This is a genomic window from Streptomyces sp. ATexAB-D23 (assembly GCF_000373645.1).
Classification (GTDB): domain Bacteria; phylum Actinomycetota; class Actinomycetes; order Streptomycetales; family Streptomycetaceae; genus Streptomyces; species Streptomyces castrisilvae.
Map to the genome: position 1 here is coordinate 303,938 of NZ_KB892002.1, position 17,667 is coordinate 321,604.

Sequence of the window (17,667 nt, forward strand, 5' to 3'; positions counted from 1 at the left end):
CGTCCCTCCCCGGACAGCGCGGCAAGCGGAACGTAGTGTCCGGTCGCCGCCCTGTCCACCGCCAGGGGTTTTCAGCCCGCGTCGATCTCCTTCGCCAGCGAGCGGAACTTCTCCCAGGTCAGCTTCGGTTTGCCCGGGTCCCACAGCTTCTGGGACGTCGCCCGCAGCGGCATCCGGATGCCCTCGGCCACCTGCGCGGCGGTCTGGGCGTTCGGCAGGTCACCCCAGACGGCGAACCGGCCGCCCAGGATCTGGTCCGAGTAGCGCGCCGGGACGGGGGTGGTGCCGCGCAGGACGAGCGGGGTCCACTGCTCGTAGATCCGTTTGCCGGTGGGGTAGACGAAGGCGTTGGGCTGGCCGAGCACGTAGTACATGAACTCGTCGTTGAGGTTCAGGACCTTGCGGCCCTGGCGCAGGTACTCCTCCGGCGACCGGGCCCCGTACTCCTTGCCCGTCCAGTACTCGACCTCGATGTTCTTGTCGGCCTGGACCGTGCTGTCCCGGAAGAGCCCGTCGTTCCAGGCCTTCGGCTGCATGCCGTGCTTGCGGACCACCGCGGCCCGGTCGTTGAGCCAGCCGGTGGCGAGGTCGGCGATACCGGCCCCGGAGCCGTACTTCGCGACGGCGGCGCGCTGGAGCTGCGGGTACGAGGCGGCGGGGTTGCTCGCCATCAGCGCGCGGTACTCGTCGGCGCCCAGGTGCCAGTAGGCGCCGCCGAACAGCTCGGCGTACTCGCCGAGGAGTTCGTCGATCAGCTTGGCCGCCCCCGGTTTGGAGATGTCCAGCGACCCGGTCGACGCCACCCCGGAGACGTTGTGCAGCTGGAGGTCGGGGTGGGCGCGCAGGACCGCGCCGAGATGACCGGGCGAGTCGATCTCCGGGACGATCTCGATGTGCAGCCGGCCGGCCAGCGCGACAATCCGCCGCACCTGCGCCTTGGTGAGGTGGTCGGGCGAGACGACTTCGGGGTGGGTGTCGGACTCGATGCGGAAGGCCTGGTCGTCGGAGAAGTGCAGGCCGAGCTGGTTGAGCTTGAGGTCGGCCATCTCGCGCAGCCGGTCCTCGATCCAGGTGGCGCTGTAGTGCTTGCGCGCGATGTCGAGGTTGAGCCCGCGCTGCGGCTTGTCGGGCCGGTCGCGCACCTCGCCCTCGGGCATGGAGCCGTCGGCGCGCACGGACTGCTTGAGGGTGCGGGTGCCGTAGAAGACACCCGCCTCGCCGGGCCCGCTGATCGTGACACGCCCGTCGTGGGTGCGCAGGGTGTACGACTCCGGCCCGCCGGACGCCTTCGGGGCGAGGGCCAGCTCGATGTCCCCGGCACGGGCCGGCACCTCGCCCCGGTAGCTGATCTTCAGCTCGCCGGCGAGCAGCTTCCCCTCGTCGGCGAGCTTGCCGCTGCCGTCCGCGATGACGACCCCGCTGTTCTTGCCCGGCCGCCAGCCGGGGCCGTGGGCGGCGGTGTGCTCGCGTACGGCCGGGATGGTGCGGGGCGCCTTCGAGAGCGGGTAGCTGCGGGTCGGGGAGGGGGTGGGGGACGGTGCCGACGACGCCGCGCGGGACGTCTCGGAACCGTTGCGGTGTTCGGCTCCGGAGCCGTCGCAGCCGGCGACGGCGACGCTCGCCGCGGCCGCCGCCGCCGTCACGGCCATGAGAGCGCCGCGTGAGGGTGCCATCAGTCAGAAACCTCCGGTTTCAGGGTGAAGAGAGAAGAAATACAAGAAAACAGGTCAGATGCATGGAGGCAGCCGGGCATTCTCCTCACACATCCGCTCTTCAGGCATCGCGAAACTCTCCCGTCCGGGTGAAATTCGCGCATCCTTCGCACGACTGTTGCCCCGCCTCGCTAGCTTTGAGGCGCATTCGTCTCTCCTCTCGCCCCGCATCCGCCTGGTCCCGTCGGTCCCTCCCCCCTCCAGGTTCACAGATGCCGTTGACTCCAGGAGCCCATGCTGTCCAGGTCCAGCGAGTCCCACGCAGGCCTCCCCGAGCAGCCGGACCGGCCCGCCCGGCGCTCCGCCGTGCCCGTACAGAACCACGGCCCCCTCCCCGACCGGCCCACCGCGCCCGCCCCGGGCCTGCGCCGTTTCAACGACGCGCCCGCCCCGGAGGCCGAGGCCGCCCTGCTGGAGTGCTTCGGCAGCCACCGCTGGGCGCAGCGGCTGGCCGCCCACCGCCCCTACCCGGACGTGGAGGCGCTGCTCGCGGCGGCCGACGAGGCGGGGTACGACCTCTCCCCCAGCGATCACACCCAGGCGCTGGCCGCCGAGGTGTCCCCGGCGCTCGGCCCGGACGCGCCGCACGCCGCCCGGCTCGCGCTGGACGCCGCGCACGCCGAGTACGAGCGCACCTTCGGCCATGTCTTCGTGATCTGTCTGGACGGCTACCGGCCCAGCGAGCACCCCGACCAGATGCTGGCCGGCATCCGGGCCCGGCTGGGCCACGACGAGGAGCGGGAGCGGGCGGTGACGGCGGACGAGATGCGGCGACTCGCCCGGGGACGCATCATGGCGCTGGTATCGAGTCAGTAACGGACTGACGGCGGTCCGTACGGGCCGGTTTCCCCCGCCCCCCGGCGGTAAGCAGGGTGCCGGGGGTCTGTCCATAGCCCGTCCGTGCCTGATTCGTTGCCACTTTGATCACACCAGAGGCCCCCGCGCGATCGAACCGACAATCCGTCGCTACGATGGCCGGGGCCGGTGGACCGTACCCGGCCGGGTCAGACCGACAGTCAAGCCGGCCGACCCCAATCCCCGCTCCCGGAGGGTTCTTCCGTGCCGGCTGGAACGCTGTACCGCGGCCGGGAAGGCATGTGGTCCTGGGTGGCTCATCGAGTCACCGGTGTCCTCATTTTCTTCTTCCTGTTCGTACATGTCCTGGACACCGCCCTCGTCCGCGTCTCTCCGGAGGCGTACGACGACGTCGTGTCCACGTACAAGACGCCGATCGTCGCGCTGCTCGAATACGGCCTGGTGGCCGCGATTCTCTTCCACGCGCTGAACGGTCTGCGCATCGTCGCCGTGGACTTCTGGGCCAAGGGCCCGCGCGTTCAGAAGCAGATGCTCTGGGCCGTGCTGGGCATCTGGATCGTGCTGATGGTCGGGGCCCTGTACCCCGTCCTCGGCCACGCCGTACGTGAAGTCTTCGGGAGCTGAGGCCGATGTCCACCGAAACGTCTTCCGCGATCGGCGCCGTCGAGGGTGTCTCCCTGTACGACGTCGACAACCCGGCCCCGGTCATCGAGCCGCCGCGCAAGCGGACCGGCAAGACCCCCAAGGGTTCGCGCACCAACTTCGAGATGTACGCCTGGCTCTTCATGCGCCTGTCGGGCATCGTGCTGGTCGTCCTGGTCATCGGTCACCTGCTGATCCAGCTGGTGCTGGACGGTGGCGTCTCCAAGATCGGCTTCGCCTTCGTGGCGGGCCGCTGGGCCTCGCCGTTCTGGCAGATGTGGGACCTGGCGATGCTGTGGCTCGCCATGCTGCACGGCGCCAACGGGCTGCGTACGGTCATCAACGACTACGCCGAACGGGACAACACCCGCTTCTGGCTGAAGATGCTGCTGTACACCGCCACGGTGTTCACCGTCCTGCTGGGCACGCTGGTGATCTTCACCTTCGACCCGAACATCCGCTAGGCGCCGGGCCCGAAGGACCAGAGGTAAACCATGCAGATCCACACGTACGACACCGTCATCGTCGGCGCCGGCGGCGCCGGCATGCGCGCGGCCATCGAGTCGACCAAGCGCAGCCGCACCGCCGTGCTGACCAAGCTCTACCCCACCCGCTCCCACACGGGCGCCGCGCAGGGCGGCATGGCCGCCGCGCTGGCCAACGTGGAGGAGGACAACTGGGAGTGGCACACCTTCGACACGATCAAGGGCGGTGACTACCTGGTCGACCAGGACGCCGCCGAGATCCTGGCGAAGGAGGCCATCGACGCCGTTCTCGACCTGGAGAAGATGGGCCTGCCGTTCGGCCGTACGCCCAAGGGCGAGATCGACCAGCGCCGGTTCGGCGGTCACTCCCGCAACCACGGTGAGGCCCCGGTCCGCCGCGCCTGCTACTCGGGCGACCGCACCGGCCACATGATCCTCCAGACGCTGTACCAGAACTGCGTCAAGGAGGGCGTGGAGTTCTTCAACGAGTTCTACGTCCTGGACCAGCTGATCGTCGAGCAGGACGGCGTCAAGAAGTCCGCCGGCGTCGTCGCCTACGAGCTGGCCACCGGCGAGATCCACGTCTTCCAGGCGAAGTCGGTCATCTACGCCTCGGGCGGCACCGGCAAGTTCTTCAAGGTGACGTCGAACGCGCACACCCTGACCGGTGACGGCCAGGCCGCCTGCTACCGCCGGGGGCTGCCGCTGGAGGACATGGAGTTCTTCCAGTTCCACCCGACCGGCATCTGGCGCATGGGCATCCTCCTGACGGAGGGCGCCCGCGGTGAGGGCGGCATCCTCCGCAACAAGGACGGCGAGCGCTTCATGGAGAAGTACGCGCCCGTCATGAAGGACCTGGCCTCGCGTGACGTCGTCTCGCGCTCCATCTACACGGAGATCCGCGAGGGCCGCGGCTGCGGTCCCGAGGGCGACCACGTCTACCTGGACCTGACGCACCTGCCGCCGGAGCAGCTGGACGCCAAGCTCCCGGACATCACCGAGTTCGCGCGTACGTACCTCGGCATCGAGCCCTACACGGACCCGATCCCGATCCAGCCGACCGCGCACTACGCCATGGGCGGCATCCCGACCAACGTCGAGGGCGAGGTGCTGGCCGACAACACCACCGTCGTCCCGGGCCTGTACGCCGCCGGCGAGGTCGCCTGCGTGTCGGTGCACGGCGCCAACCGCCTCGGCACCAACTCGCTGCTCGACATCAACGTCTTCGGGCGCCGCGCGGGCATCGCCGCGGCCGAGTACTCCGCGAAGAGCGACTTCATCGAGCTTCCCGAGAACCCGGCGCAGCTGGTCGTCGACCAGGTCGAGCGGCTGCGCAACTCCACGGGCACCGAGCGCGTCGCGGCGATCCGCCAGGAGCTGCAGGAGTGCATGGACGCCAACGTGATGGTGTTCCGCACCGAGCAGACGATCAAGACCGCGGTGGACAAGATCGCGGAGCTGCGCAGGCGCTACCTCGACGTGTCCGTCCAGGACAAGGGCAGGCGGTTCAACACGGACCTGCTGGAGGCCATCGAGCTGGGCAACCTGCTCGACCTCGCCGAGGTCATGGCGACGTCGGCGCTGGCCCGCAAGGAGTCCCGCGGCGGTCACTACCGCGAGGACTTCCCGAATCGCGACGACGTCAACTTCATGCGCCACACCATGGCGTACCGCGAGGTCGCCGACGACGGCACCGAGTCGATCCGGCTGGACTACAAGCCGGTCGTCCAGACCCGCTACCAGCCGATGGAGCGTAAGTACTGATGGCTACACCCACCCTGGACAAGGCCGACAAGGCTCCCGAGCCCGAGGCCGGTTTCGCCGACTCGCCGTACATCACGGCCACGTTCCGCATCCGGCGGTTCAACCCCGAGGTCTCCGACGAGGCCCAGTGGCAGGACTTCCAGATCGAGATCGACCCGAAGGAGCGCGTCCTCGACGCCCTTCACAAGATCAAGTGGGACCAGGACGGGACGCTCACGTTCCGCCGCTCCTGCGCGCACGGCATCTGCGGTTCGGACGCCATGCGAATCAACGGCAAGAACAGGCTCGCCTGCAAGACGCTGATCAAGGACCTGAGCCCGGAGAAGCCGATCACGATCGAGGCCATCAAGGGCCTCACGGTCCTCAAGGATCTCGTGGTCGACATGGACCCGTTCTTCCAGGCCTACCGCGACGTCATGCCCTTCCTCATCACCAAGGGGAACGAGCCGACCCGCGAGCGTCTCCAGTCCCCCGAGGACCGCGAGCGCTTCGACGACACCACCAAGTGCATCCTGTGCGCCGCGTGCACGTCCTCGTGCCCGGTGTTCTGGAACGACGGCCAGTACTTCGGCCCGGCGGCGATCGTCAACGCGCACCGCTTCATCTTCGACTCGCGCGACGAGGGCGGCGAGCAGCGCCTGGAGATCCTCAACGACCGTGACGGGGTGTGGCGTTGCCGCACCACCTTCAACTGCACGGACGCCTGCCCGCGCGGCATCGAGGTCACCAAGGCGATCCAGGAGGTCAAGCGCGCGCTGATCACGCGTCGCTTCTGATCCGCCGGCCGCGAGCGAGCGGCATAAGGGGCCCCGCCCGCCGAGGAGTTCGCACTCCTCGGGAGGCGGGGCCTCTTGCTGCGCACGGGCGGGCCCGGACGGTACGGTCGTGCGGAACCGGTGGTCGGTTCGCCAACCGCCGCACGGGGGTGCGCGGGGAGAACGAGAGCGGGGAACGTTGAGCGATCCGAATCCGTACGCGGACGACTCATACAAGTGGGGTCCTCCCCAGAACCAGGGAACCCCTCCGCCCGCCCCGGGCGGCCAGGGCTACGGCTACCCGGCCGCCGGGAACCCGGTCTACGGCTACCCGCAGCCGCTCTCGGGACCGCCGGCCCAGCCCCCGGGCTACGGGTATCCGGCGCCCCCGAACGCGGGGTACGGCTATCCGGGCGGGCCGGGCATGGTCCCGGCGGGCGGCGGGGCGCCGGTGCTGTCCATCGGTGACATCACGGTGATGAACGATTCGGTCGTGACGCCGTCCGGGACGATGCCCCTCAAGGGCGCGGTGTGGACGGCGACGGACATGTCGCGCACCGAGGAGAAGATCCCGCCGGTCGCGATCGTGCTGGCGATCATCTTCGCCCTGTTCTGTCTGATCGGTCTGCTCTTCCTGCTGATGAAGCAGAAGCGGACGACCGGCTTCATCCAGGTGACGGTGACCAGTGCCGGCCGCCATCACTCGACGATGATCCCCGCCATGCAGCCGGAGACCTTCGCGATGGTGATGTCCCAGGTCAACACCGCCCGCTCGATGAGCGTCTGAGGGCCGACGCCCCGATGACCGTCCTGCGGCACTCCGTCCACGTCCTGGCCCTGGAGCCCGAGCCGGCCGCCGAACTGGCCTCGCTGCTCTGCGACCTCGCCGAGTCGACCAGGGCCAGCGGCGGGAGCGTCCTCCTGCCGGGCGGGCAGCCGGTCGCGGACCTGCGGCTGGTGAAGGGCCGGCACCTCAGGTCCGGTGCGCGGTACGAGATCGCGCTGCCGGAGGAAGCCGAGCGGATGGCGCTGCGGGTACGCGAGTGGCGGCGCACCGCGGCGGCCGAGGTGGAGCTGCTGTTCGGCGCGCCGGACATGAGCGGCAGGCTGTCGCTGCGGCTGGCCGCCCCCGACCGGCCCCGGCTGTTCGAGGCGCAGGGCCGGATGTGGGGCCCGGACGGCTCGGGGTCGCTGCGCCGGGGCTCGGGGAAGGCGCGGGTCGACCTGACCGCGTGGTGGGCGGCGGCGCTGCTGCCGCCCGGGGCGCCGCCCTCGGCCCGCGCCCCGGCGACGGCCCGGGTGAAGCACCTGCTGGGCGAGGCCCGGCTGTATCTGCGGCCCCGGCGGGCGGCGGACGGCCGGTGGCTGGTGGAGGCCGCGGTCTCGCTGCGCGGCCGGTGGCTGCTGCGCCCGGTCGCCGCCGTCGCCCTGCTGCTGGCCGGGGGGCCGCTGCGGCGGGGCTTCCGGGACGGGGTGGAGCGGGCGGCCGAGGGGTGGAACGAGGCGGTGGGCGAGCTGCTGGCGCTGGGCCCGGAGGGGATCAGGGAGGAGCTGGCGCGGCAGGCCGCGGAGGGCCGCCCGCAGGAGAGCTGAGCGGCGCGCCGGGTCCGTCCGTCAGTCCCAGGCCGCGCCGCCCCGGTCCTCGGCGACGACCATGATGCGCCGCAGCATGTCGTTGAGCAGGGCCCGTTCGTCCTTGTCGAGGACGCCGAGCAGCCGGTCCTCCTCGTTCCCGAGGAACTTCATCGCGCCGATCCACGTCGAGCGGCCCTCGTCGGTCAGCTCCACGTCGACGCGCCGCCGGTCCGTGGTGGACGGCGTCCGGCGGACGAAGCCGCGGCGCTCCAGCGCGTCCAGCCGGCCGGTGACGGAGGCGGGGGCGAGGTCGAGGTCGGCGGCCAGTTCGGAGGGGGCGGCCGTGCCGCCGTGCCCGGCGAGCTTGTGCAGGGTGTCGAACTCCTGGCGGTCCAGGTCGAAGTCGACGAGGGACTGCTCGCGCACCCGGCGCAGATGGACGGAGAGCTTCTTCATCCGCGTCACCGCGCCCTCGATGTCCGGATCGAGCTCGGGCAGGACGGGCCGCCACCGCTCCACATGCCCGTCGGTCCAGTCGCGTCGCTGCATGCGCCCAGCCTACGCCGGGCCCCTGGGGCCGTATCCGCGAAGTCCCGCCCGGCCCGCGACGCCCTTCGGACGTACGACGGGACTTCGCGGACACGACACGGCCACCACTCTTCGGAACCGAAATTCTCGTTGACGAATAGTTCGGTACCGAAATAGATTCCGTCCATGGCCCACCCCTTGAGCACACGCTCCTTCCGGCTGCTCTTCATCGGACGCTCCCTCTCCATGCTGGGCGACTCCGCGATCCCCGCCGCGCTGACCCTCGCCGTCTACCTGGCCACCGGCTCGACCGGCGCCCTCGCCCTGGTGCTGGCCTGCGCGATGGTGCCCAAGCTGCTGCTGCTCCCGCTGGGCGGTGTCGTCGGTGACCGCTTCAACGCCCGCACGGTCGCCCTGACCACCGACCTCGTACGCTGCGCCACCCAGCTCTTCGTCGGCGCCGAACTGCTCTCCGGCGCCCCGGCACTGTGGCAGATCGCGCTCGCCGAAGCGCTCGGCGGCGCCGCCGGGGCGTTCGCGATGCCGACCGCCTCGCCGCTGATCCGCGGCACCGTGGAGGAGTCGGGGCTGCTGCGCGCCAACTCCCTGATGGCGGTGGTCGCCGGCGGCGCCCGGATCGGCGGGCCCGCCCTCGCCGGGGTCCTGGTCCTCACCGCAGGACCGGGCTGGGCCTTCGTCCTGGACGGCGCCACCTTCGCGGTCAGCGCCGCCCTGCTGTACGTGATCGAGGTCCGTCATGTCCCGATCCCCCGGCGCTCCCTGCTCGGCGACCTCAAGGAGGGCTGGGGCGAGGTGCGCGGCCGGGACTGGTACTGGACGAGCCTGATCGCCCACGGCGTCTGGAACGGCGCCGCGGCGGTGCTGATGACGCTCGGCCCGGCCCTCTTCCTGCACGGCCCCGGCGGCAAGGGCAGTTGGGTCATCCTCCTCCAGACCGGCGCGGTCGGCCTGCTGCTCGGGTCCCTGCTGGCCGGCCGGGTCCGCCCCAACCGCCCGGTCCTGGCCGCCAACCTCGGCGGCGCGCTGTACGTGCTGCCGCTCTGCCTGCTGGCCGCGCACGCACCGGTCGCCGTGTCCGTCGCCGCGTACGGGGTCGCCATGGCCGGACTCGGCTTCCTCAACCCGGTCTGGGAGACCGCCGTCCAGTCCGCCGTGCCGGCGCACGCCCTGGCGAGGGTGACCTCGTACGACTGGCTGCTGTCCCTCGCCGCGACGCCGATCGGCTACGCGCTGGCCCCGCTCGCCGCCTCCGCCTGGAACGCCGAGGTCCCGCTCGCGGTGGCCGGGCTGCTGGTCGGCGCCGCCTGCGTGAGTACCGCCGCCGTGCCGGGCGTACGGCGGTTCGGGGCGCCCGCGGCCGAGGTGCCGCGGGAGGCCGGAACGCCCGCGCCGGGGTAGGGGCGGCCGTCCCGATACGCTCGGGACCGTGGTGAGGGAAGAGAACGACGAGACGGCGGTCAAGGTCAAAGCCCCCAAGAGTGAGCAGACCCGTGCCCTGATCCTTGAGACCGCGCTCCGGCTCTTCCAGGAACGGGGCTACGACCGCACGACGATGCGGGCCATCGCGCAGGAGGCCGGCGTCTCCGTGGGGAACGCCTACTACTACTTCTCGTCCAAGGAACACCTGGTCCAGGGCTTCTACGACCGGCTGGCCGCCGAGCACGAGGTGGCGGTGCGGCCGGTCCTGGACAGCGAGCAGGACCTCGCGGCCCGCATGCGGGGGGTGCTGCTGACCTGGCTGGACGTGGCGGAGCGGTACCGCCCCTTCGCCACCCAGTTCTTCAAGAACGCCGCCGACCCGGAGAGCCCGCTCAGCCCCTTCTCCCCGGAGTCGGCCGACGCCCGCGCCGCGGTCATCGCCATCCACGAGCGCTGCCTGCGCGGCTCCGGGACGAAGACCGACCCCGAACTGGCGCCCCTGCTGCCCCCGTTGATGTGGCTGATGCACATGGGCCTGGTGCTGTTCTGGGTGTACGACCGGACGGAGGGCGCGGCACGCAGCCGCCGCCTGGTCGCCCGTACCACCCCCATCGCCGCCCGCGCCATCGCCCTGTCCCGGTTCCGGGTGCTGCGACCGCTGGTGCGGCAGGTGCACGAGGTGCTGGAGGAGTTCCTGCCGGGCACGGCTTCGCGGCCGGCCGGGTAGCGGGCGCGGGCGGCTTCGCGTACACGGCCGAGCGGCCGCCCCGGAAGTCCGGGACGGCCGCTCGGTGAGGCTCTGCGGGGCGGCGGATCAGATCCAGCTCAGTTCCCACAGCCGCCAGATGCCGGTGCCGTCGGAGAGGTACTGCGAACCCGCGACGTCCTCCTTGGCGACGACGTAGTCCTTCTTCTGCCACAGCGGCACCAGCGGCACGTCCTCGCCGACCAGCTTCTGGAGCGACTTGAAGTCGGCCGAGGCCCGGCTGCGGTCGCTGTACTGGAGCGTGGAGCTGATCAGCGCGTCCATCTTCTTGCTGCTGTAGCCGTTGTGGAGGCTGCTGTCGCGGCCGACGAGCGGCTGGCTGAAGGTGTCGGGGTCCGGGTAGTCCGGGAGCCAGCCCACGGTGTACATGTCGTACTCCCCGGCCGCGTAGCCCTTCTGGAACCTCGTCCACTCCACGGCCTTCACCGTGACCTTGAACAGCCCGGTCGCCTCCAGCTGACGCTGGATCTCCTTCGTCTCCTTGGTGTACTCGTCGCCCTCGCGGTAGGCGAAGGTGACGGGCAGCGGCGTCTGGACGCCGGCCTCCTGCATGAGCGACTTGGCACGTTCGGTGTCCGGCGCCGGGTACGCGTCGAAGAACGGGGTGCTGTGCCCGATGTAGCCCTGCGGGATCAGCGAGTAGAGCGGGTCGACGGTGCTGTTGTAGATGTCGCCCACCAGCGGACCGCGGTCGATGACCGACGCGATGGCCTGCCGGACCTTGCGGTCGGCGAGCGGGGAGTCCTTGCGGACGTTGAAGACGAGGTTGCGGATCTCGGCGCTGTCCGCCTCGGTGACGCGCTTGTCGGAGTCGCCCGGGTTCAGCTCGGCGAGCGTGGACGGCGGGAGCTGCCGGTGCGTGACGTCGACCTGGCCGGACTTCCAGGCGGCGAGGAGATCCTCCGACTGCTTGTAGTACCGCACGGTGACCGGGTCGCCGGTCTCCTTGAGCGCGCCCTTGTACCGCGAGTTCGGCACCAGTTCGGCCTTGGCGCCGGGCTCGTAGGACTTCAGGACGTACGGCCCCGAGCCGTTGACCTTGCCGTCGTCACGCAGCTTGTGCTCCGAGTAGGCGTCCTTCTCCACGATCGAACCGGCGCCCGTGGCGAGCTTCTGCGGGAAGGTCGCGTCACGCGCGGAGAGGTTGAAGGTGATCGTCCGGCCCTCGGCGACCACGTTCTTCAGGCTGGGGAAGAGGTCCGAGGGACCGACGTCCGTCTTGATCGCCAGCATCCGGTCGAACGAGAACTTGACGTCGTCGACGGTCATCTTCTTGCCGTCGGAGAACGTCAGGTCGTCACGGAGCTTGCACTGGTACGTCTGCAGCTTCCCGCCGATGAAGCCGCAGCTCTCGGCCGCGTCCGGCTCGGGGACGATCGCCCCGGACTTGAACGTCATGAGCGACTGGTAGAGGTTGCTGTACATCGCCCAGGAGCCGGCGTCGTAGGCGCCGGCCGGGTCGAGGGACGTCACCACGTCGGTCGTGCCGACGGTCACCGGATCGGCGTTCGCCTCGTCCGAGGGGAGGAGTTGCCAGGCGACCACGCCTGCGATGACCAAAACCGCGAGAATCGCGAGAATCCGTAGCCGGATCGACCGCATTGCCGTGCACTCCCTTAACAGCCCCACCTCGGCGTCGCGCACAGATACGCAGATCACCGCACGTTCGCGCTCAGCCAATCACACGATTTTCACATCAGGAAGAGGAAATCGGAGGCTCATAGCCTTTTGTTCGCTAGTCGAAACCTTCGGTGGTTAGGTCCGATACAGAGGGTTCACCACCGGTCACCCGATCCGCCCATTTCGGGGGCGTACGCGGGTGATTACGCCTGCGTCGAGGCGAGCTCCACCACGGTGATGTCGGAAGGTGCGCCGACCCGTACGGGCGGGCCCCAGGCACCGGCTCCGCGCGAGACGTAGAGCTGGGTGTCGCCGTAGCGGTCGAGCCCGGCGACCGTGGGGTTGGCCAGCTCGGCGACGAGGTTGCCCGGCCAGAGCTGGCCGCCGTGGGTGTGGCCGGAGAGTTGCAGGTCCACGCCGTATTCGACGGCCTCGTCGATGACGACGGGCTGGTGGGCCAGGAGCACGACCGCGCGCTCCCGGTCCCGGTCGCCGAGGGCGCGGGCGAAGTCGGGGCCCTGCCCTTCGCTCTCGCCCGCGATGTCATTGACCCCGGCCAGATCGAAACCGGCCGACTCCACGCGGGCGTTCTCCAGCGGTCGCAGCCCCAATTCCCGCACCTGATCAACCCATTGGGCGGCGCCCGAGAAGTACTCGTGATTGCCGGTGACAAAGAAGGCGCCGTGCCGGGAGCGGAGACCGGCGAGCGGCTCGGCGGCCCGGCCGAGATCGGCGACCGATCCGTCGACCAGATCCCCGACGACCGCGATGAGATCGGGCTGCGTGCGGTTGACCGTATCCACGATCCGCTGCGTATGGGAGCGGCCCAGAATCGGGCCGAGATGGATATCGCTGACGACGGCGATCCGGAAGCCGTGCGCGGACCGGGGCAGCCGGGCGAGCGGGACGGTGACCCGTTTCACTCGGGGGCCGCGCAGCACCCCGTACGTCCCGTAGCCGACGGTCCCGAGGCCGGCGACGGCGGCGGCGCCCCCGACGGCCCGCGCCACGAACAGCCGGCGCGACGCGTCGCCGGGTTCCGGCGCGGGCGCGGACGCCTTCGCGGGCACGGACGCCTTCGCGGGCACGGACGCCTTCGCGGGCTCAGGCTCCCGCGTCGGCCCGGCGGGCGCACGGCGTGCGAGCCATCGGCGCAGCAGCGGGCGTACGGCCTCGCCCACCAGCAGCGCGAGCGTCAGATACAGCAGCGCGGCCAGCCACAGGAAGCCCGGCCAGGCCAGCACCTGCTGGAGCGGGAAGGGCGTGCCCGTACGGCCGGAGACGAGGGCGCCGACGCTCAGCAGCGGCAGCGCGTACGCGGCGACCGTGCCGGCCGTGCGCCACGGGCTGCCCGGTGTCGTCGTGTCACCGACGAGGCGGCGCCACACATAGCGGTGCGCGTAGACAAGCAGCGCGAGCACCGCGACCGCCACCAGGGCGAACCCCACGACCCGCATACCCGTCCCCCGCCCCGTTCATCCTTGTATCGCCCGATTCAGGACCTGTCCGGTCCCGGCCCTTTCAAGCCTTCTCGGCCCGCAGGGCCCTGACGCCCCGGAACCCGATCCAGCCCACGGCCGTCCCCAGGAGAAAGGACGTGATGGCGAGCAGCAGATGAACCCAGAAGTACGCAGTCGGGTCACCCGCGTCGTCGAAGGCGAGGCCGCTGCCGTCCTTCCACAGGTTCTTGACGAAAGTGACCCAGATGAACCAGCTCCACACCCCGAAGGCGAGCAGGAACCAGGAGACGGGGCGGCTGAGCTTCATGGAGCAAGTATCGCCACCGCGCTCCGGCCTCCTCGTCCGGGGTGGTCCGTCCCGGCGTTACACGCGGCGAGTCAGGGCGTCCGGGCCTATATTCACATCAACTGCATGTACGTTTTCGACCGTGCCAGCTCTCAAGAAGGCCGCGCTCGCGGTCACCTCTGCCATTCTGCTGTCCGCTTTTGTCGTTACGCCTGCTTCGGCGGCCGACGGTGACACCGCCGACGACGCGCCCAAGCCGCCGTCGGGCATGTCCCAGATCGGGGGCGAGCAGCTCGGGCGGGCCGGTACCCAGGTCAATCTCGGCGCGGGGGCCCCGGTCCTGCCGAAGAAGCTGACGGGCCGGTCGTGGATGGTCTCGGACGCGGAGACGGGCGAGGTGCTCGCCTCGCACAACCCGCACTGGCGGCTGCCCCCGGCCTCCACGCTGAAGATGCTCTTCGCGGACACCCTGCTCGGGGACCCGGCGCTCCTGCCCAAGACGCGGGAGTACACGGTCAAGGACGAGGACCTCGCCGGTATGGGCGAGGGCAGCAGCCTGGTGGGCATCAAGGAGGACCTCAGCTACACGGTGCACGACCTGTGGCTCGGGGTCTTCCTGCGTTCGGGGAACGACGCGGTGCACGTGCTGGCCTCGATGTACGGCGGGGTCCCGAAGACGGTCGACGCCATGCAGGCGCGGGCGGTCGAGCTCCAGGCGCTGGACACGCACGTGGTCTCGCCCGACGGGTACGACGCGCCGCGCCAGGTCTCCAGCGCGTACGACCTCTCGCTGTTCGCCCGCGACGGCCTGCAGAACGCGGACTTCCGCGAGTACTGCTCGACGGCGACCGCACAGTTCCCCGGCGAGAAGAAGAAGGGCAAGAAGCGCGAGAGCTTCGGCATCCAGAACACCAACCGGCTGCTCACCGGGGCCGACGGCGTCGACGCGTACAAGGGCATCGCGGGCGTCAAGAACGGCTACACGACGCACGCCGGCAACACCTTCACGGGCGTCGCCGAGCGCAACGGCAAGGTGCTGCTCGTCACCGTCATGAACCCGTCGTCCAAGGAGACGCACGCCGTCTACAAGGAGGCGGCCAGCCTGCTGGACTGGGGGTTCGCCGCGAGCGGCAAGATCACCCCGGTGGGTGAGCTGGTCCCGCCGAAGTCCGCGGTGACCGGGACCGGCGCGGACACCGCCGGGGCGGGCAAGGGCGCCGAGGCCGGCTCGGCCGCGGGCTCCAAGGGCGGGAACGGACCGGACCGGGCGGCGAAGGCCGCGGCCACCACCGACGGCTCCAGCGGGGTCGGGATCGCACTGGGCATCGTCGGCGGCGTGCTGGTCCTGCTGGCCGGCGGGGTGTTCCTGGTCAACCGGCGCTGGCCGCTGCCGGACCTGGTCCGTCGCCGTCCCCGCGCGTGACCTCCCGGGCGGCGGGCGCGGGGTCCTTCTCCGCGTCCACCGCCGGATCGTCCTCCTTGCTCGGCGTCGCCGTCCAGGCGGCGCAGAACAGCAGCAGCTTCGCCGTGAAGTTGATCCACAGCAGCAGGGCGATGGGCACCCCGAAGGCGCCGTACATGCTCTTGGACGCGACGCCCTTCATATAGCTGCCGAGCAGCAGCTTGAGCAGTTCGAACCCGACGGCGCCGAGCACCGCGGCCACCACCAGCCGGCGCCTCGGCGGTTCGACGGCCGGCAGCAGGGTCAGCAGGTAGAGCAGCAGCAGGAAGTCGGCGGCCACGGCCACCAGCAGGGCGGCGATCCGCAGCAGCACCCCGCCCGCGCCGTTCTCCGGGATGTCGAGCAGATCGGCGACCCAGCCCACGGCCACCGAGCCGACCGATGAGATCGCCAGGGTCACCAGGGCCGCGCCGCCCAGACCGAACAGCACCCCGGCGTCCTTGAGTTTGCGGATGACCGGATTGCCCTGGTCCAGGTCGTCCATCTCCCAGACCGCGCGCAGACAGTCCCGCATCGAGCCGATCCAGCCGACACCGGTGAAGAGCAGCAGCGCACCGGCCACCAGACCGACCGTCCCGGCGTGCGCCACCAGGTTGTCGATGCCGAGCTGGTCGGAGATGCCGGGCACCTGATCGGCGATCTTGTCCTCGATCTTGTCCAGCTGCTTGTCCGAGAGCAGCGCGGCACCGATCGCCGCGCCGACCGCGATCAGCGGGAACAGGGCGAGGAAGCTGATGAACGTGATCGCGGCGGCGAGCCTGGCCCAGTGGACCCGTACCAGCGTCTCGTAGCTGCGCCAGGCGTGTGTCTCCATCAGCCGGGAGACGAGTGGCCCGATGACGGGGAGTTTTTTCAGCCAGTCCATGTCGTACGACTACCCTCCCCGCCCACGAAAACCGAAGCCCGGTGGGTGGTGGAGGAGATGACACTCTTTCAATCACCCATTTCGGTGAGTGCTGTAACAAATCCGGCAAAGGTGTTTTCCTGGACGATACGGTCACCCTCATGTCTGTCGACACCGTGTCCCTGACCGGCTGGGGCCGCACCGCCCCGACGACCGCGCTGCGCTTTCGCCCCCGTAGTTACGAGGAGGCCGCGGCGACGGTGCTCGGCTGCGGGCCGCGCGGCTCGATCGCCCGCGGCCTCGGCCGGGCGCACGGCGACGCCGCGCAGAACGCCGGGGGTTCCGTCCTCGACATGACGGGCCTGAACCGCGTCCGGGCGATCGACGCGGCGTCCGGGCGCGTGGTGTGCGACGCGGGCGTCACCCTCCACCGGCTGCGCCAGGTGATGCTTCCGCTCGGCTGGTTCCTGCCGGTGACGCCCGGCGGCCGGTATGTGACTGTGGGCGGCGCGATCGGCTCCGACGCCCACGGCGACAACCACCGGGCGGCCGGCTCCTTCTCCCGGCATGTGGTGGAGTTCGCGCTGCTCACCGCCGACGGCCGGGTGCACGACGTCCGCCCCGGCACCCCGCTCTTCGACGCGACCGCCGGCGGCATGGGGCTGACCGGGGTGATCCTCTCGGCCACGCTCCGGTTCCGCCCCGTCGCCACGTCCCTGATGTCGGTCGACACCGAACGGGCCACCGGACTGGACGACCTGCTGGCCCGGATGGCACGGGGCGGCCACCACGCCTACGAGTACGCCCGCGTCGACCTCACCGCACGGGGCCGGGCGACCGGGCGCGGGGTTCTGGTCAGGGCGGACCACGCCCCCGTGGACGCGCTCCCGGCACACGACCGGCGCACACCACTCACCGTCCGTGCGGTGCGGCGCCCCACCGCACTCCCCCTGCTGCCCGGTCTGCTCGGGCGGCTGTCCGCCACCGCGCTCAACGAGGTCGGCTACCGCTCGGCACCCCGGTCCCGCACCGGTGAGCTCCAGCCGGTCCCGGCCTTCTTCCACGCCCTGGACGCGACGCCCCACACCAACCGCGTCTCGGCCACGGGCGGCCTCGTGCACTACGAGTTCCTGGTCGGACACGGGCAGGAGGAGACGCTGCGCCGGATCGTCGGACGGATCGCCCGCAGCCGCTGCCCGTCCTTCCGTGCCGTGCTCAGGCGGTTCGGCGCGGGCGGCCCCGGCTGGCTGTCCTTCCCGGCCCCCGGCTGGAACCTCGCCCTCGACCTGCCGGCCGGCCTGCCGCGCCTCGCCCGCTTCCTCGACTCCCTGGACGAGGAGGTGGCGGCCGCGGGCGGCCGGATCTGCCTGACGGACGACTCCCGGCTGCGCCCCGACGCGCTCGCCGCGATGTACCCGCGGCTGCCCGAGTTCCGGGCGCTGCGGGCCGAGCTGGACCCGAACGGGGCCTTCCGCTCGGACCTGTCCCGCCGGCTGTCGTTGTGAACGGCGC

Annotated in this window: 17 protein-coding genes; 11 read left to right on the top strand and 6 right to left on the bottom strand. The window is 70.8% G+C overall.

What is annotated here, in order from left to right; all coding sequences use genetic code 11:
- Nucleotides 1–71 precede the first annotated feature (71 nt).
- Nucleotides 72–1,673 (bottom strand): beta-N-acetylhexosaminidase, encoded by a 1,602-nt coding sequence (locus B082_RS0103765; protein ID WP_026249403.1) that lies wholly within the window; start codon nucleotides 1,671–1,673, stop codon nucleotides 72–74.
- A 345-nt stretch (nucleotides 1,674–2,018) separates the two neighbouring features.
- Between B082_RS0103765 and B082_RS0103770 the strand changes: the two genes are divergently transcribed.
- From B082_RS0103770 to B082_RS0103800, 7 genes are all read left to right on the top strand, one after another.
- The gene (locus tag B082_RS0103770; protein WP_026249404.1) at nucleotides 2,019–2,528 is read left to right on the top strand and encodes a 2-oxo-4-hydroxy-4-carboxy-5-ureidoimidazoline decarboxylase; all 510 of its coding nucleotides are present in this window, start codon (nucleotides 2,019–2,021) and stop codon (nucleotides 2,526–2,528) included.
- A 243-nt stretch (nucleotides 2,529–2,771) separates the two neighbouring features.
- The gene (sdhC, locus tag B082_RS0103775) at nucleotides 2,772–3,152 is read left to right on the top strand and encodes a succinate dehydrogenase, cytochrome b556 subunit (protein WP_026249405.1); all 381 of its coding nucleotides are present in this window, start codon (nucleotides 2,772–2,774) and stop codon (nucleotides 3,150–3,152) included.
- A 5-nt stretch (nucleotides 3,153–3,157) separates the two neighbouring features.
- Nucleotides 3,158–3,634, top strand: a complete 477-nt coding sequence (locus B082_RS0103780) for a succinate dehydrogenase hydrophobic membrane anchor subunit (protein WP_018550486.1) — start codon at nucleotides 3,158–3,160, stop codon at nucleotides 3,632–3,634.
- Nucleotides 3,635–3,664: 30 nt separating this feature from the next.
- A complete protein-coding gene (gene sdhA / locus B082_RS0103785) occupies nucleotides 3,665–5,419 on the top strand; it encodes a succinate dehydrogenase flavoprotein subunit (protein WP_018550487.1) in 1,755 nt (584 codons plus the stop codon).
- Nucleotides 5,419–6,195, top strand: coding sequence for a succinate dehydrogenase iron-sulfur subunit (locus B082_RS0103790; RefSeq protein WP_018101096.1), 777 nt, complete (start codon nucleotides 5,419–5,421; stop codon nucleotides 6,193–6,195). The genes sdhA and B082_RS0103790 overlap by 1 nt, the downstream gene beginning before the upstream one ends.
- A 178-nt stretch (nucleotides 6,196–6,373) precedes the next feature.
- On the top strand, nucleotides 6,374–6,961 hold the full coding sequence (locus B082_RS0103795; protein WP_018550488.1) for a hypothetical protein: 588 nt from the start codon (nucleotides 6,374–6,376) through the stop codon (nucleotides 6,959–6,961).
- Between the two features lie 14 nt (nucleotides 6,962–6,975).
- Nucleotides 6,976–7,767, top strand: a complete 792-nt coding sequence (locus B082_RS0103800) for a hypothetical protein (protein ID WP_018550489.1) — start codon at nucleotides 6,976–6,978, stop codon at nucleotides 7,765–7,767.
- Between the two features lie 21 nt (nucleotides 7,768–7,788).
- On the opposite strand, the gene B082_RS0103805 is transcribed toward B082_RS0103800, so the two are convergent.
- Nucleotides 7,789–8,298, bottom strand: coding sequence for a MarR family winged helix-turn-helix transcriptional regulator (locus tag B082_RS0103805; protein ID WP_018550490.1), 510 nt, complete (start codon nucleotides 8,296–8,298; stop codon nucleotides 7,789–7,791).
- A gap of 165 nt (nucleotides 8,299–8,463) precedes the next feature.
- Between B082_RS0103805 and B082_RS0103810 the strand changes: the two genes are divergently transcribed.
- The gene (locus B082_RS0103810; protein WP_018550491.1) at nucleotides 8,464–9,696 is read left to right on the top strand and encodes an MFS transporter; all 1,233 of its coding nucleotides are present in this window, start codon (nucleotides 8,464–8,466) and stop codon (nucleotides 9,694–9,696) included.
- A gap of 28 nt (nucleotides 9,697–9,724) precedes the next feature.
- Nucleotides 9,725–10,444, top strand: a complete 720-nt coding sequence (locus B082_RS0103815) for a TetR/AcrR family transcriptional regulator (RefSeq protein WP_026249406.1) — start codon at nucleotides 9,725–9,727, stop codon at nucleotides 10,442–10,444.
- 87 nt (nucleotides 10,445–10,531) lie between these two features.
- Here B082_RS0103815 and B082_RS0103820 read toward each other — a convergent pair whose 3' ends face one another.
- The 3 genes from B082_RS0103820 to B082_RS0103830 form a co-directional block, all read right to left on the bottom strand.
- The gene (locus B082_RS0103820) at nucleotides 10,532–12,085 is read right to left on the bottom strand and encodes an ABC transporter substrate-binding protein (RefSeq protein ID WP_026249407.1); all 1,554 of its coding nucleotides are present in this window, start codon (nucleotides 12,083–12,085) and stop codon (nucleotides 10,532–10,534) included.
- A 221-nt stretch (nucleotides 12,086–12,306) separates the two neighbouring features.
- Entirely contained in the window at nucleotides 12,307–13,560 is a 1,254-nt protein-coding gene (locus tag B082_RS0103825) for a metallophosphoesterase (RefSeq protein ID WP_018550494.1), read from the bottom strand.
- 64 nt (nucleotides 13,561–13,624) lie between these two features.
- The gene (locus B082_RS0103830) at nucleotides 13,625–13,870 is read right to left on the bottom strand and encodes an SCO4848 family membrane protein (RefSeq protein WP_018550495.1); all 246 of its coding nucleotides are present in this window, start codon (nucleotides 13,868–13,870) and stop codon (nucleotides 13,625–13,627) included.
- Between the two features lie 121 nt (nucleotides 13,871–13,991).
- Between B082_RS0103830 and B082_RS0103835 the strand changes: the two genes are divergently transcribed.
- A complete protein-coding gene (locus tag B082_RS0103835; protein ID WP_026249408.1) occupies nucleotides 13,992–15,272 on the top strand; it encodes a D-alanyl-D-alanine carboxypeptidase family protein in 1,281 nt (426 codons plus the stop codon).
- Here B082_RS0103835 and B082_RS0103840 read toward each other — a convergent pair.
- Nucleotides 15,220–16,176 (bottom strand): YihY/virulence factor BrkB family protein, encoded by a 957-nt coding sequence (locus tag B082_RS0103840; RefSeq protein WP_018550497.1) that lies wholly within the window; start codon nucleotides 16,174–16,176, stop codon nucleotides 15,220–15,222. The two genes, B082_RS0103835 and B082_RS0103840, sit on opposite strands and share 53 nt — an antisense overlap.
- A gap of 140 nt (nucleotides 16,177–16,316) precedes the next feature.
- On the opposite strand from B082_RS0103840, the gene B082_RS0103845 reads away from it, so the two are divergent.
- Complete coding sequence (locus tag B082_RS0103845) at nucleotides 16,317–17,660, top strand: FAD-binding protein (RefSeq protein ID WP_018550498.1); 1,344 nt, start codon at nucleotides 16,317–16,319, stop codon at nucleotides 17,658–17,660.
- Nucleotides 17,661–17,667 lie beyond the last annotated feature (7 nt).

Excerpts from the sequence above, each read along its gene's own strand:
- B082_RS0103765 (WP_026249403.1), bottom strand. The coding sequence starts at position 1,673 with ATGGCACCCTCACGCGGCGCTCTCATGGCCGTGACGGCGGCGGCGGCC.
- B082_RS0103780 (WP_018550486.1), top strand. The coding sequence starts at position 3,158 with ATGTCCACCGAAACGTCTTCCGCGATCGGCGCCGTCGAGGGTGTCTCC.
- B082_RS0103820 (WP_026249407.1), bottom strand. The coding sequence starts at position 12,085 with ATGCGGTCGATCCGGCTACGGATTCTCGCGATTCTCGCGGTTTTGGTC.
- B082_RS0103800 (WP_018550489.1), top strand. The coding sequence starts at position 6,976 with ATGACCGTCCTGCGGCACTCCGTCCACGTCCTGGCCCTGGAGCCCGAG.
- B082_RS0103805 (WP_018550490.1), bottom strand. The coding sequence starts at position 8,298 with ATGCAGCGACGCGACTGGACCGACGGGCATGTGGAGCGGTGGCGGCCC.
- B082_RS0103810 (WP_018550491.1), top strand. The coding sequence starts at position 8,464 with ATGGCCCACCCCTTGAGCACACGCTCCTTCCGGCTGCTCTTCATCGGA.
- B082_RS0103830 (WP_018550495.1), bottom strand. The coding sequence starts at position 13,870 with ATGAAGCTCAGCCGCCCCGTCTCCTGGTTCCTGCTCGCCTTCGGGGTG.
- sdhA (WP_018550487.1), top strand. The coding sequence starts at position 3,665 with ATGCAGATCCACACGTACGACACCGTCATCGTCGGCGCCGGCGGCGCC.
- B082_RS0103790 (WP_018101096.1), top strand. The coding sequence starts at position 5,419 with ATGGCTACACCCACCCTGGACAAGGCCGACAAGGCTCCCGAGCCCGAG.
- B082_RS0103845 (WP_018550498.1), top strand. The coding sequence starts at position 16,317 with ATGTCTGTCGACACCGTGTCCCTGACCGGCTGGGGCCGCACCGCCCCG.
- B082_RS0103825 (WP_018550494.1), bottom strand. The coding sequence starts at position 13,560 with ATGCGGGTCGTGGGGTTCGCCCTGGTGGCGGTCGCGGTGCTCGCGCTG.
- B082_RS0103840 (WP_018550497.1), bottom strand. The coding sequence starts at position 16,176 with ATGGACTGGCTGAAAAAACTCCCCGTCATCGGGCCACTCGTCTCCCGG.